Below are 13058 nucleotides of genomic sequence, written 5' to 3' on the forward strand. Positions count from 1 at the left end.
TGTAATGACTGCTGACTAAAGCCTTCTGTAATAAACGTTACATGTTAGTTTGTGGGTTTAATTGACCTTTGTATATAAATTAGATGTTTTATGAAGAAAATTATCGTGATAGGTGGTTTGTCTGCAGGGCCTTCTGCAGCTGCCAAAGCAAGAAGAGAAGACGAGCGAGCAGAAATTATTTTGTTTGAAAAGGGTGCCAATATAAGTTATGCAACCTGTGGAATGCCTTATGCGTTTTCTGGTGTTATTGAAAGTCGAGATAAATTAATGGTTGTTAAGCCGGAATTATTGCAAAACCGATTTAATATCGATGTGCGATTGAATGAAGAAATTATTAAGATTGATACTGCGGCTAAATTGGTGTTTTCAAAAGATAAATCATACGCTTATGATAAACTTATTTTTGCCACCGGAGCACGATCGATTGTACCACCAATAGAAAATATAAAATTAGCAAGTAATTGGTCTACTTGCCGTTCGATGCCAGATTTTGATAAAATCACGAAGTTAGGTTTAACTAGTGAATCAAAACATATCACCATTGTTGGTGCTGGGTTAATTGGTGTTGAAGTGGCTGAAAATTTAAGAGAAGCAGGCAAAAATGTGACATTAATAGAGGGGTCATCTCATGTATTAAATATGTGGCAACAAAAATTCGGAAATTTTGCTGGACATGTTTTGGAGGCTGAAGGGATTGAAGTGCTCACTGAAACCTTAGTGTCTAAATTTGATATTGATGCCGACGGTAAAATTTTAGCCATTGAAACTAAGGACGGAAAGCGAATTTCGACAGATTTTGTAATATTAAGTACAGGAATTAAGCCGAATACAGATTTATTATTAGCTGAAGGTGCCGAATCTATTGCCAATGGCGCTCTAAAAGTGAATGCATTTATGGAAACTTCCTTAAAGGATGTTTATGCTGCTGGTGATAATATTTCTTTGAAAAATCTTCAAACCAATACTTACGATTATTTTCCGTTAGGAACACATTCTAATAAAGCTGGTCGAGCCGCAGGAGCTAACGCTGTTCAAGGAAATACAATTTCGTTTAACGGTGCTTACAAAACCGCTATTGTAAAAGTATTTGATTACACTTTAGCAAGAACCGGCATGAATCCTACAGCTTTAAAAGAAAAAAATATTGCTTTTAAAACGGTTTTAACGGTAGCAGGAGCGACGCCTGGGTATTATCCTGGTCAAAAAGATTTAATTACGGAAATTTATTATCATGCCGAAACCGAAGAAATTTTAGGGGCAGAATTATTTGGAGAAATAGGTGTAGATAAGCGTGTTGACGTTTTAAGTACTGCTATTTATGCGAAGTTAAAAATTAGCGATTTGTCTCAGTTAGATTTGGCTTATGCGCCACCATTTTCACCAGCTAAAGACCCTGTTGTTGTAACAAGTTTTGTAGCTCAGAATATTATAAATGGCAAGAGTGAGCAAATTTCAGTGGAAGACTTAGATGTCTTTATAAATGAGGATTCAGCTCAAGATTACTTATTATTAGATGCGAGAGCAGCTAGCGAATATGAAAAAGGTACCATTCCTGGGGCTTTAAATTATCCTTTAGATGCTATTAGAGATCATATTGATTTTATAAAAAATCAGAATAAGGAAGTCATCATATTTTGCCAAAAAGGATTAAGAGGATATTTGGCTGAATTAATTTTAAGAAATAACGGCATCAAAGCAGTTAAGAATGTTGCCGGAGGCTTTAAAATCTGGGAAATGTATAGTGATAAAATTGAAATCCCAAAACCTGTGAAGAAGTAAAGGGTTTAAGTTTTTTATAAATATACGAGGCTATCTAAAAAGTGTTGTGTCGTTAACCTGAACTTGATTCAGGTTTTCATAGCGACTGGTTGTTAGATAGCCTCGTCTTATTATGACTTTACACGCTTTATGGCTGTAAAAGCTTTGTCTACATATTCATCTTCAACTAAAATGGTGAACTCGTTGGTGGTAGAAATAACTTCATACATCACCACACCATCCCAAGCCAAACGCTTAAAAAAATGGTAATATAAACCTGCAATTTTAGAGTTGTCTTGTGGTAAGTTTATACTAATGGCTGATAAGCCTTCTTGCACGGCTAATAAGGTTTCATTTTTTAATTCGCCTTTAATAAAATCATTTAAACTGCTAGAAATTATGATATTGCTTTCATGAATACCTCTTGTAAAGGTGTAGAAGGGTTTAGATTCTATTTTAATGCGTTCCAAGATTTTTGAATGGTTATCAATAAGCGTGTCTGAATTTTTTACCGTAAAATCGGTAAGGTTTGATCGTACCGTAATATCACCTAAGTTCTGAATGGCTTTTTTCATTTTAAGCGAATTCGACAAAGTTGCTGGCGGATTATAACGACGCAAGGCCATCATAATAGCACCTGGCTTGACATCTTTTTTAAGCATTTTACTTATAGGTTCTACAAGTTCGATAGCTAATGCGCTAAAATTAATGATGTTTCTAGATAAGGCTTCTTCTAAATAAGGCTGCGTGATTAATATGTCTTCAACGCAATTTGATACCGTTTTCATGAGCACTAAATGTTAACTATTTAACAATATGTGTAAAAATAAACTTTTTTTTTAATAAACATCGCAGTTATCTAAATGAATTATAATTTCGCCAGCAAATTGATAGTCATGAAAGTATTAAAATTTGGTGGAACATCTGTAGGTTCAGTGGAAAACATGTCCAACGTTAAAAGTATAATAAACGATGGTGCGAAAAAAGTTGTAGTGCTTTCAGCTATGTCTGGAACCACAAATCAATTAGTTGCTATTGGTCAAGATATTAAGGCTGGAAATAGTGCTGCTGCGGTTGAAAAAGTAACAACGCTTCATGCCACTTACAAAGTGACGATTGATAATCTTTTGCAGAATACCGATTTAAACGCTGCTGTAAAGTCTTATGTTGCTGATGTTTTTAGTTTTTTAGAAAGCTGTGCTTCAAAAGCATTTTCTGTGAATTTAGAAAATCAGATTGTAGCGCAAGGCGAATTGCTTTCTACATTTATGTTTAATGCGTATTTAAATCAAGAAGGTGTTAGTTCGTCGTTGTTGCCAGCATTAGACTTTATGCGTATTGATGAAAATAAAGAGCCAGACATCGCTTATATCAAAGAGAACTTCAAAAAAGTATTTGAAGGAACTCCAGATTCTGAAATATACATCACCCAAGGGTTTATATGTTTAGATACGGAAGGTGAAATTTCAAATTTACAACGTGGTGGAAGTGATTACACAGCTACTATTATTGGTGCTGCTTTTCTAGCTGAAGAAGTTCAAATTTGGACTGATATTGACGGTATGCATAACAACGACCCGAGACACGTTGAGAATACGCATCCAATTTCAAACTTATCGTTTGATGAAGCGGCTGAGCTTGCTTATTTCGGAGCAAAGATTTTACATCCACAAACAGTAACACCAGTTAGAGCTGATAATATTCCAGTGCGCCTAAAAAACACCATGGAACCTTCTGCTCATGGTACTTTAATTTCTAGTATTACAGCAGGTGATGGTATTAAAGCTATCGCTGCTAAAGACGGTATTACGGCTATTAAAATTAAATCGGCGCGTATGTTGCAAGCGCACGGCTTCTTGAAGAAAGTGTTTGAAATTTTTGAAACCTATAAAACATCAATTGATATGATTACCACTTCGGAAGTTGCGGTGTCACTAACTATTGATGATGATTCAAATTTAGATGCTATTTTAGCTGAATTGGATAAAATTGCTACCATCGAGGTCGATAAAAACCAAAGTATTGTGTGTTTAGTGGGGCATGAGGTTGTAAATCATGATGATACATTTAAGTTATTCAAAATATTACAAGATGTAAAAATTAGAATGATTTCTTACGGTGGAAGCCAAAATAATATTTCACTATTAATTGATTCAAAAGATAAAATTAATACGCTGCAAAAACTTAATGATTATTTATTTGAATTAGTCACTCTTTAAAAATATTACTCTGTTTTGTATGCAAAAAGAGGCTGTCTTGATTTCAAGCAGCCTCTTTTGTTTTTGTCTAAAGAAATTTAAATTCTTAAGAATTCATAATATCTTCAATCTCCTCAACTTCAATAGGGATGTTTTTCATTAGGTTGATTGGTGCTCCAGACTCTTGAATTACCAAGTCATCTTCCAAACGAATGCCAAAGCCTTCATTCGGAATATAAATTCCAGGCTCAACGGTAAACACATTATTCGCTTGCATAGGTTCGGTTAAAATACCGTAATCGTGTGTGTCGAGTCCGATATGGTGAGAAGTGCCATGCATAAAATATTTTTTATACGCTGGCCATTCTGGATCTTCATTTTGAACATCAGCTTTGTCTAGTAAATTAAGCTTTAAAAGTTTACTAGTCATCATTTTACCAACTTCAACATGATATTCTGCCCAGTCGGTTCCGGGGATAAGCATTTTTTCAGCTTCTTTCTTCACGTGAAGAATAGAGTTGTAAACGTCTTTTTGTCTGTCGGTAAATCTTCCAGAAACCGGAACGCTACGCGTCATGTCACTAGAGTAATTTGCGTATTCGGCCCCAACATCCATTAAAATAAGTTCACCAGCTTTACATTGTTGGTTGTTTTCAACATAGTGTAGTACGTTAGCGTTGTTTCCTGAAGCTACAATAGGAGTGTAAGCGAATTTTTTAGAACGGTTTCTTAAAAACTCATGCATAAATTCAGCTTCGATTTCATGTTCCCAAACGCCAGGTTTCACAAAGTTTAGAATGCGGCGAAACCCCTTTTCTGTGATATTACAAGCTTGTTGAATTAAATCAATTTCAATAGGGTCTTTTACAGAACGTAAACGTTGTAAGATGGGGTTGCTTTTAGCGACGCGATGCGCTGGATATTTCTCTTTTAGCCATTTTGTATAACGGTCCTCGCGGGTTTCGACGTCAACATTGGCGCGGTAATGTTCGTTAGTGTTGATGTAAACCGTATCGCATTGGGTCATGATTTCAAACATGATTTTTTCCATGTCTTGCAACCAATAAACGGTTTTGATACCGCTTGTTTCAAAAGCCTTTTCTTTTGTGAGTTTGGCACCTTCCCAAATGGCAATGTGTTCGTTGGTTTCTTTTAAGAATAAAATCTCACGATGTTTCTCTTTCGGACAGTCTGGAAATAGAACTAAAATACTTTCTTCTTGATCTACGCCACTTAAGTAAAATATATCGCGATGTTGCTCAAATGGTAATGTGCTGTCAGCACTTACGGGATAAATGTCATTAGAGTTAAAAACAGCTAAGCTGTTTGCAAGCATTTTTGATTTAAAATTTTCACGATTTTTTATAAATAGCTTACTATTAATAGGTGTGTATTTCATTTTTACTGTGAATTTATAAGAACCATAAAAGTAGTGATTCTAAATAAAACATAAGGTATAATTTATTACTTTTGGAGTTAAGGGGTTAATTATTAATTAAATATATAAATGGCATGGGGGCGCTTAATATTACATTAAACAAAATCGGGTTGCTTTTTCTGGTGTTTTTTCTTTCAGGAACAACTGTTTTTTCTCAAATATTTTTAAAGGAAATTCCACTTGAACAGCAAATAGCGGCGTCAAAATTGGTGGTTGAGGGTAAAGTTATTGCTAAACAGGCTTTTTTTGGGGCAGATGATAATATTTACACTAAAAATATAATTGAAGTTTATAAAGTATTTAAAGGAGCTGTTGTTTCTAGTGTAGATGTAATTACAACTGGTGGAACGGTAGGTTTAGATTGCCAGATGGTAACGCACAGTTTGAAGCTAAATGTTGGAGATTTGGGTGTTTTTACTTTAGTTGAAAGTGCTGTTTCAGGTCTAAATTCTAACAACAATTACGTGGTTTATAGTGGTGTTCAAGGTTATTACAAGTATAATTTATATGCTGATGCAGTAGTAAACGCGTTTACTGCAAAGCAGGGCATTTCAAATAGTTTTTATAAAGCGCTCGCTAGATATACTAAAGCTAATTTTAAAAAGGTGAAAGTATTTAGTGCTGCTAGTGAAACATCAAAATTAAATGAAGCCAAGAGTAGTTTGATTCCATCCGGAATATCTTTTGCGCCTAACACGATAACTGCAGGTACGCGGTCTACTATTAAAATTACAAGCTCAACTGGAGCCTCAGGGAATTTTGGTAGCTCTAAAGGAAAAGTAAGTTTTAGAGATGCTGATACTGGTGGCGAAGATGATGGGGGTAAGGCTGTGTTTATTGATGCTTTAGATTCTCAAATTATTAGTTGGTCTACGAATTCGATTACTGTTGAAGTACCGTCGGAAGCTGGAACAGGTAATATACGAGTGACAGATGCGAACTCTAACATCATTGAGTCTGCTAATAGTTTAACAGTCGTTTATGCGTTGCAAAATGTTGTTTTTAATGTTGATGCAGGTAGTGGTAATAAGGATTATGCGTTTCCTACGCGTTTGGTGAATAATGATGGGAGTGGTGGTTATAGATTTCGGTTGGAAACTAGTTTCAATGCCGATAATGTACATCCTGGTGCTAAAGATAATTTTTTTACAGCCTTAGAAACCTGGCGCTGTGAAACTGGTGTTAACTTAAGTATTGGGCCGGTTTCTTCTGTTGATAGTGCTAACCCTACAGATGGTGTGAATATTGTTAGGTTTGACAATGGTGATGAATTGCCTGATGGGACATTAGCGAGAACAACGTATAGGTTTAAGCTTTGTCCTAGTAATAGTGATGTATTAAATAATTCGGTGGTTTTTCCTACTGATATTGATATGGTGTTTGATGATGAAGCTTCTTGGTATTTTGGTACGGGTAGTCCTGGTTTTGCTGTCGATTTTCAAGGGGTTGCTTTGCATGAAATTGGTCATGCTCATCAATTGGCACATGTAATTAAAGAATTTAATGATGTTATGCATTATTCTACGTCTATTGGGCAGCAAATCAGAGATTTGTCTGATGATAATAAATTAGCAGGTGGTGTTATACAAAGTAAAAGCGTGCAAAGCCTGCCAGTGGAATCTTGTTATAGTGGTAAATCGGCCTTGATTCCAGTGAGGCAGTCTGGTTGTACTCTAAGTACAAGTGCTCATATTGCAGAGCATCAAACTTTAAAATTATACCCAAACCCAACAAATGGGTTGCTTTCTATTCAAGGTGCAGCTGCGGCAGAACTAGAACAGATGTATATTTTTGATGTTAGTGGTAGATGTGTTTTTGATAAAATGATTGAAAATCCTTCAAGTACTGAGGTTGTGGATTTAACCACTTTTAAAAAAGGTGTTTATTTTGTCAGGATTTTAGCTAAAGAAGGCACTCTAACTGAAAAAGTGATTGTAGACTAAAATATTAAAACTAAGTATTTTTGTGCTGCTCTAAGTATAAATACGTAGTTAATTAAAATGATTCTAAATAACGAAAACATGACAAATGTTATTTGTCTATAATTGGCGTCTGACCTACCTTTGCTAGAATCTTAAATAACTTAATCAAAATGAACGGATTTTTTAAATCTTCGATAGGGAGGAAAGTAGCTATGGCACTTTCAGCCTTCTTTCTCATGTTTTTCTTGCTTCAGCATTTAGCTATTAATCTTTTATCTGTAATTAGTCCAGACCTTTTTAATGAAGTGTCTCACTTTATGGGTACAAATCCATTAATTCAATTTGCGCTGCAACCTGTTTTAATTTTTGGTGTGGTGTTCCATTTTGTTATGGGATTCATATTAGAGTTAAAAAACAAGAAAGCAAACGGTGTTGCTTATGCTAAAAATAATGGGGCAGCAAACTCTTCATGGGTAAGTAGAAACATGATTTGGAGTGGTATTGCCATTCTAGCATTTATTATTTTACACTTTATTGATTTCTGGTTTCCAGAAATTAACACCAAATTTATAAAAGGTGATTGGTCTGGTACCATGGCAGGTGTTGAAGGATACCGTTATTACGAAGAGCTAGTTCATAAGTTTGTAAACCCAGTACGTGTGGGAGCTTATGTTGTAGCTTTTGTGTTTTTAGCCTTGCACTTAATGCACGGTTTTACTTCAGCTTTCCAATCAATGGGAGGTACTGCAGGTAGAAAAAAGACATTACAAGCAATAGGTAAAGCCTACTCAATTTTTGTTCCAGTAGGATTTATTTTTGTAGCACTTTATCATTTTTTTAACCATTAATCTTCAATAAAATGGCTTTAGATTCAAAAATACCAAAAGGTCCAATTAAAGATAAATGGACAGATTATAAAAATCATATCAACTTAGTAAACCCAGCAAACAAACGTAATATTGATATTATCGTTGTTGGTACAGGTTTAGCAGGAGGTTCGGCAGCAGCTACCTTAGCAGAACTAGGATATAAAGTAAAAGCATTTGCTTATCAAGATTCACCACGTCGTGCGCACTCTATTGCTGCACAAGGGGGAATCAATGCAGCGAAGAACTATCAAGGTGATGGGGATTCAAACTACAGATTATTTTACGATACTGTAAAAGGTGGTGATTACCGTTCTCGTGAAGCTAACGTTTACCGTTTAGCTGAGGTTTCTGGAAATATTATCGACCAATGCGTTGCTCAAGGGGTGCCTTTTGCACGTGATTACGGTGGATTATTAGATAACCGTTCGTTTGGTGGGGTTCTTGTGTCAAGAACATTCTATGCTAAAGGACAAACAGGTCAGCAATTATTATTAGGAGCTTATTCAGCGATGAATAGACAAATTGCTCGTGGTAAAATTGAAATGTACAACCGTCATGAAATGCTTGACGTTGTTAAAATTGACGGAAAAGCAAGAGGGATTATCGCTCGTAATTTAATTACAGGTGAAATTGAACGTCACTCAGCACACGCTGTTGTTATTGCAACAGGTGGTTACGGCAACGTTTACTTCCTTTCAACAAACGCGATGGGTTCTAATGCTACTGCAGCTTGGAAAATCCATAAAAAAGGGGCGTATTTCGCAAATCCTTGTTATACACAAATTCACCCAACTTGTATTCCACGTTCAGGAGATTATCAGTCTAAATTAACTTTGATGTCTGAGTCTTTACGTAACGATGGTCGTATTTGGGTACCAGCAAAAATAGAAGATGCCAAAGCGATTCAGCAAGGGAAATTAAAACCTACAGATATTGCTGAAGCCGATAGAGATTATTACTTAGAAAGACGTTACCCTGCCTTTGGTAACTTAGTACCACGTGATGTAGCATCGAGAGCTGCTAAAGAGCGTTGTGATGCTGGTTATGGTGTAAATGCAACAGGTGAAGCTGTTTACTTAGATTTCGCAGCGGCTATTGAACGTTACGGTCAAGAACAAGCGAAAATTCATAATATTAAAAACGCTTCCGCGGAAAAAATATACGAATTAGGTCAAGCAATCGTTGAGGCCAAATACGGAAACTTATTCCAAATGTATGAGAAAATTGTAGATCAAAATCCATACAAAACCCCAATGATGATTTACCCAGCAACGCACTACACCATGGGTGGTGTTTGGGTTGATTATAACTTGATGACTACGGTTGAAGGTTTATACTGTATTGGTGAAGCGAACTTCTCTGATCACGGTGCAAACAGACTTGGAGCTTCTGCTTTAATGCAAGGTTTAGCTGATGGTTATTTTGTATTGCCTTATACTATTGGAGATTACTTATCTCATGATATTAGAACAGGAACCATTCCAACAAATACTCCAGAATTTGACGCTGTTGAAAAAGAAGTTACAGATCGTATCAGTTTCTTCATGAACAACAACGGAACAAAATCTGTAGATTATTTCCACAAGAAACTTGGAAAAGTGATGTGGGATAAAGTAGGAATGTCAAGAAATGCTCAAGGTTTAACTGAAGCTATGGCTGAAATTAAAGCCATTCGTGAAGAATTCTGGAAAGAAGTTAAAGTTCCAGGAAGTGCTAACGAATTAAACCCTGAATTAGAAAAAGCAGGACGTGTAGCAGATTTCCTTGAATTAGGTGAATTATTTGCTAAAGATGCTTTAGTAAGAGAAGAATCTTGTGGTGGTCACTTTAGAGAAGAGTCTGTTGAATTAGACGGCGAACAAAAAGGTGAAGCGAAACGTGACGATGTTAATTTTGCGTTTGTTTCTGCATGGGAGTATAAAGGAGAACCTGCTGATGCGGTTTTACACAAAGAAGAATTAGAATTTAAAGACATTGAACTGAAACAACGTTCATACAAATAAGATTGACATTATGGATAATATGAATTTAACGCTTAAAATTTGGAGACAAAAAGACTCGAATGCAAAGGGTCAAATGGTCGATTATAAAGTAACCGATATTTCAGAGCATATGTCTTTCCTTGAAATGATGGATGTTTTAAACGAACAATTGGTAAACTCTGGTGAAGAGCCAGTGGCTTTCGATCATGATTGTCGTGAAGGAATATGCGGAATGTGTTCTTTATACATTAACGGTGAAGCACACGGTCCAGATAGAGGTATTACAACGTGCCAGTTACACATGAGAATGTTTAACGACGGTGATACTATTACAATTGAACCATGGAGAGCAGCTGCTTTTCCGGTAATTAAAGATTTAATTGTAGATAGAATGTCTTTTGAGCGTATTCAACATGCCGGAGGATATATTTCTGTAAACACGTCAGGGAATACTCAGGATGCAAACTCATTACCAATTTCAAAGCATGCAGCCGATGAAGCTATGGATGCTGCAACTTGTATTGGTTGTGGAGCTTGTGTAGCGACTTGTAAAAACTCATCTGCAATGCTATTTGTTGGAGCAAAAGTGTCGCAATATGCTTTATTACCGCAAGGACAAGTGGAAGCTGCCGATCGTGTTAAAAACATGGTAGCTCAAATGGATCTTGAAGGTTTTGGTAACTGTACAAATACTGGCGCTTGTGAAGTGGAATGTCCAAAAGGCATTTCATTAGACAATATTGCTAGAATGAATAGAGAACTTATGAAAGCCGCGCTTAAATAAGATTCCTAAATAATAAAATGAAGCCCATATCGTTTTTAGATATGGGCTTTTTTTGTGGTATTTTTTTTAGTTATACTTTTATATACCCTAAGTTTTATCTCCATAACCTATGATTAGAGTCGCTTTTGTATTGTATTTTTTAACGTTGTTTTTTGCTCCAGTAACGCGTGCTCAAGAGTCTTACTGTGAGGGAAGTTATTTTAACGAAACAACCTTATTAAAACATTTAAAGTCGCTGTCTTCTGATGCCTTTGAAGGTAGAAGAACAGGAACGAAAGGCGGCAGAAAAGCAAAACAGTTTATCGTGAATCAATTTCATGCGTTGAATGTTTTGCCAAGCACTAAAAATTACGAGCAGCATTTTGGCTTTACAGAGGCTAAAAGATATTATAAGGGTATTAACGTTTTAGGTGAAATTAAAGGATCGGAATTTCCAGAGGATTATATTGTTTTAAGTGCGCATTACGATCATGAGGGCATTATAAACGGCGACATATATAATGGTGCCGATGATAATGCTTCCGGGGTTTGTGCGCTTTTTAGTTTTGCTGAATACTTCAAAAAACATCCTCCTAAACATTCTATAATCTTTGCTGCTTTTGATGCGGAAGAACTTGATCTTCAAGGCTCCAAATATTTTGTAAAGAGTGGCTTGGCACGGTCAAAAAACATCGTACTTAATCTAAATTTAGACATGGTTAGTCGAAGTGATTCCAATACCTTATTTGTTGTTGGTGTATCTCATAATGAACGCCTAGCATATATTTACAAAAATATGAAAGCAGCCTGTCAAATTAATTTAGTGGCGGGACATGATGGTTATGATGGGTTAGAAAATTGGACCTATGCTTCAGACCACATGAGCTTTTTCATGGAAGCTATTCCATTTCTGTATTTTGGTGTTGATGATCATAAAGATTATCATGAACCTACAGATACTTTTGACAGGATACAACCCGGTTTTTACGTAAACGCTGTAAAAACCATTATTAACTTCTTTGAAAAAGCAGATGATTTTAGGTTTTATAAATAACCGTTCTACTATTAAAATCTAACTTAAGTTATGCTCTTAATTTAAGCCTAATTATTTCAAAACCCCTGTTTTTATTGACGCTTTTACGTATGTAACAATAGTTCTATAGTTTGTTACATATGTGGTATCTCTTCCTAAAGCCCCTATATACTTTTATACAAGTTGTTATCAGGGTTATCCTTGTTAGTAATAAGATTGACAATTGATTGTAAGAGATTAGTTGTAAATGGTCAAGTATTCACTTTAATAAAATATGTATATGGAACATCTAAACTATAGAGAGGAACAAATGAATGCCTTCAAATTAAAAATGGCATCACTAACCTATTTTACTATTTTTTCTAGTGGGACTAGCTCAAATAAAAAAGGCAAGCCCAATCCTAGGAAACTTGAAAAAGCTATTGGCTGGACAGGACAATTGGAGGAAGCTTTATCGTCTTTTAATTCTGCAGGTATTAATTTTAGAAACAACCCTACAAACGAAAATAGTGAAAGATATAAAGCGGCAAGGGCTCTTTATTACCATACACTTTTAGATAAACACGATACCATACCAATGACTGTTGTTAGCGATTGTTATTTATAAATGAAGGCTATTATTAAAACTCAATATTCAAACTAAAAAACAAACACATGAAAAATTTAAACAAAATTAAAATTAAGGGGGCAAATGGTTCAATTTTTTTTAGAAACGTAAAACTATTAATGATTACATGCTTATCATTATTTATGCTGTTTACAGCTTGCGGTAAAGATGATGTAGAAGATGCTCTAGGGATTTCTGGTTGCAGTGGAGTAGATTGGGAAGACGATTATGAAGACGCTTTATCAGATTTTGGCAAGGCTAGTAGTGATTTTAGTGAAAATCCTTCGCCTGAAAGTTGTAATGAATATAAGGCGGCAACACTACGGTATTATGATGCTATAGAAGATATATATGATTGTATTCCTGATTATGGTTATGATTATGAAGAAACTCTTAGAGAGATTAAAAAGGATCTAGACGAGATTGATTGTAGTGATTATAATTAAAATAAACCCTAAAATGAATTTAGCCTACATGGAATGGTTTTG

Annotated in this window: 11 protein-coding genes; 9 read left to right on the forward strand and 2 right to left on the reverse strand. The window is 35.4% G+C overall.

Annotation, left to right across the window (positions count from 1 at the left end):
- Nucleotides 1-90 precede the first annotated feature (90 nt).
- Nucleotides 91-1779, forward strand: a complete 1689-nt coding sequence (locus Q4566_RS10095; protein WP_303420747.1) for an FAD-dependent oxidoreductase — start codon at nt 91-93, stop codon at nt 1777-1779.
- 110 nt (nt 1780-1889) lie between these two features.
- Here the strand turns inward: Q4566_RS10095 and Q4566_RS10100 are convergent, their stop codons facing one another.
- The gene (locus Q4566_RS10100; RefSeq protein ID WP_303420749.1) at nt 1890-2546 is read right to left on the reverse strand and encodes a hypothetical protein; all 657 of its coding nucleotides are present in this window, start codon (nt 2544-2546) and stop codon (nt 1890-1892) included.
- Between the two features lie 108 nt (nt 2547-2654).
- Between Q4566_RS10100 and Q4566_RS10105 the strand changes: the two genes are divergently transcribed.
- The gene (locus Q4566_RS10105) at nt 2655-3977 is read left to right on the forward strand and encodes an aspartate kinase (RefSeq protein WP_303420751.1); all 1323 of its coding nucleotides are present in this window, start codon (nt 2655-2657) and stop codon (nt 3975-3977) included.
- Between the two features lie 85 nt (nt 3978-4062).
- Here Q4566_RS10105 and Q4566_RS10110 read toward each other — a convergent pair whose 3' ends face one another.
- Nucleotides 4063-5355, reverse strand: coding sequence for an aminopeptidase P family protein (locus Q4566_RS10110; protein WP_303420753.1), 1293 nt, complete (start codon nt 5353-5355; stop codon nt 4063-4065).
- 113 nt (nt 5356-5468) lie between these two features.
- Between Q4566_RS10110 and Q4566_RS10115 the strand changes: the two genes are divergently transcribed.
- The 7 genes from Q4566_RS10115 to Q4566_RS10145 all read left to right on the forward strand — a co-directional run bounded on the left by Q4566_RS10115 (nt 5469) and on the right by Q4566_RS10145 (nt 13016).
- Nucleotides 5469-7337 (forward strand): T9SS type A sorting domain-containing protein, encoded by a 1869-nt coding sequence (locus tag Q4566_RS10115; protein WP_303420756.1) that lies wholly within the window; start codon nt 5469-5471, stop codon nt 7335-7337.
- Nucleotides 7338-7486: 149 nt separating this feature from the next.
- A complete protein-coding gene (locus Q4566_RS10120) occupies nt 7487-8164 on the forward strand; it encodes a succinate dehydrogenase cytochrome b subunit (RefSeq protein WP_303420759.1) in 678 nt (225 codons plus the stop codon).
- 11 nt (nt 8165-8175) lie between these two features.
- Nucleotides 8176-10188 carry a fumarate reductase/succinate dehydrogenase flavoprotein subunit gene (locus tag Q4566_RS10125; RefSeq protein ID WP_303420760.1) on the forward strand — a complete coding sequence of 671 codons (2013 nt, stop codon included), beginning with the start codon at nt 8176-8178 and terminating at the stop codon, nt 10186-10188.
- A 10-nt stretch (nt 10189-10198) separates the two neighbouring features.
- On the forward strand, nt 10199-10951 hold the full coding sequence (locus tag Q4566_RS10130) for a succinate dehydrogenase/fumarate reductase iron-sulfur subunit (RefSeq protein WP_303420763.1): 753 nt from the start codon (nt 10199-10201) through the stop codon (nt 10949-10951).
- 109 nt (nt 10952-11060) lie between these two features.
- The gene (locus Q4566_RS10135; protein ID WP_303420765.1) at nt 11061-11984 is read left to right on the forward strand and encodes a M28 family peptidase; all 924 of its coding nucleotides are present in this window, start codon (nt 11061-11063) and stop codon (nt 11982-11984) included.
- A gap of 259 nt (nt 11985-12243) precedes the next feature.
- Complete coding sequence (locus Q4566_RS10140; protein ID WP_303420768.1) at nt 12244-12570, forward strand: hypothetical protein; 327 nt, start codon at nt 12244-12246, stop codon at nt 12568-12570.
- Nucleotides 12571-12689: 119 nt separating this feature from the next.
- Nucleotides 12690-13016: a hypothetical protein gene (locus tag Q4566_RS10145; protein ID WP_303420770.1), complete on the forward strand. Its 327-nt coding sequence runs from the start codon at nt 12690-12692 to the stop codon at nt 13014-13016.
- The last annotated feature ends 42 nt before the right edge of the window (nt 13017-13058 follow it).

It is taken from the genome of Tamlana sp. 2_MG-2023, from assembly GCF_030548465.1.
GTDB lineage: Bacteria > Bacteroidota > Bacteroidia > Flavobacteriales > Flavobacteriaceae > Pseudotamlana.

Coding starts and splice junctions, on each gene's coding strand:
- Q4566_RS10115 (WP_303420756.1), top strand. CDS start 5,469: ATGGGGGCGCTTAATATTACATTAAACAAAATCGGGTTGCTTTTTCTG.
- Q4566_RS10110 (WP_303420753.1), bottom strand. CDS start 5,355: ATGAAATACACACCTATTAATAGTAAGCTATTTATAAAAAATCGTGAA.
- Q4566_RS10140 (WP_303420768.1), top strand. CDS start 12,244: ATGGAACATCTAAACTATAGAGAGGAACAAATGAATGCCTTCAAATTA.
- Q4566_RS10145 (WP_303420770.1), top strand. CDS start 12,690: ATGATTACATGCTTATCATTATTTATGCTGTTTACAGCTTGCGGTAAA.
- Q4566_RS10095 (WP_303420747.1), top strand. CDS start 91: ATGAAGAAAATTATCGTGATAGGTGGTTTGTCTGCAGGGCCTTCTGCA.
- Q4566_RS10100 (WP_303420749.1), bottom strand. CDS start 2,546: ATGAAAACGGTATCAAATTGCGTTGAAGACATATTAATCACGCAGCCT.
- Q4566_RS10130 (WP_303420763.1), top strand. CDS start 10,199: ATGGATAATATGAATTTAACGCTTAAAATTTGGAGACAAAAAGACTCG.
- Q4566_RS10105 (WP_303420751.1), top strand. CDS start 2,655: ATGAAAGTATTAAAATTTGGTGGAACATCTGTAGGTTCAGTGGAAAAC.
- Q4566_RS10125 (WP_303420760.1), top strand. CDS start 8,176: ATGGCTTTAGATTCAAAAATACCAAAAGGTCCAATTAAAGATAAATGG.
- Q4566_RS10120 (WP_303420759.1), top strand. CDS start 7,487: ATGAACGGATTTTTTAAATCTTCGATAGGGAGGAAAGTAGCTATGGCA.
- Q4566_RS10135 (WP_303420765.1), top strand. CDS start 11,061: ATGATTAGAGTCGCTTTTGTATTGTATTTTTTAACGTTGTTTTTTGCT.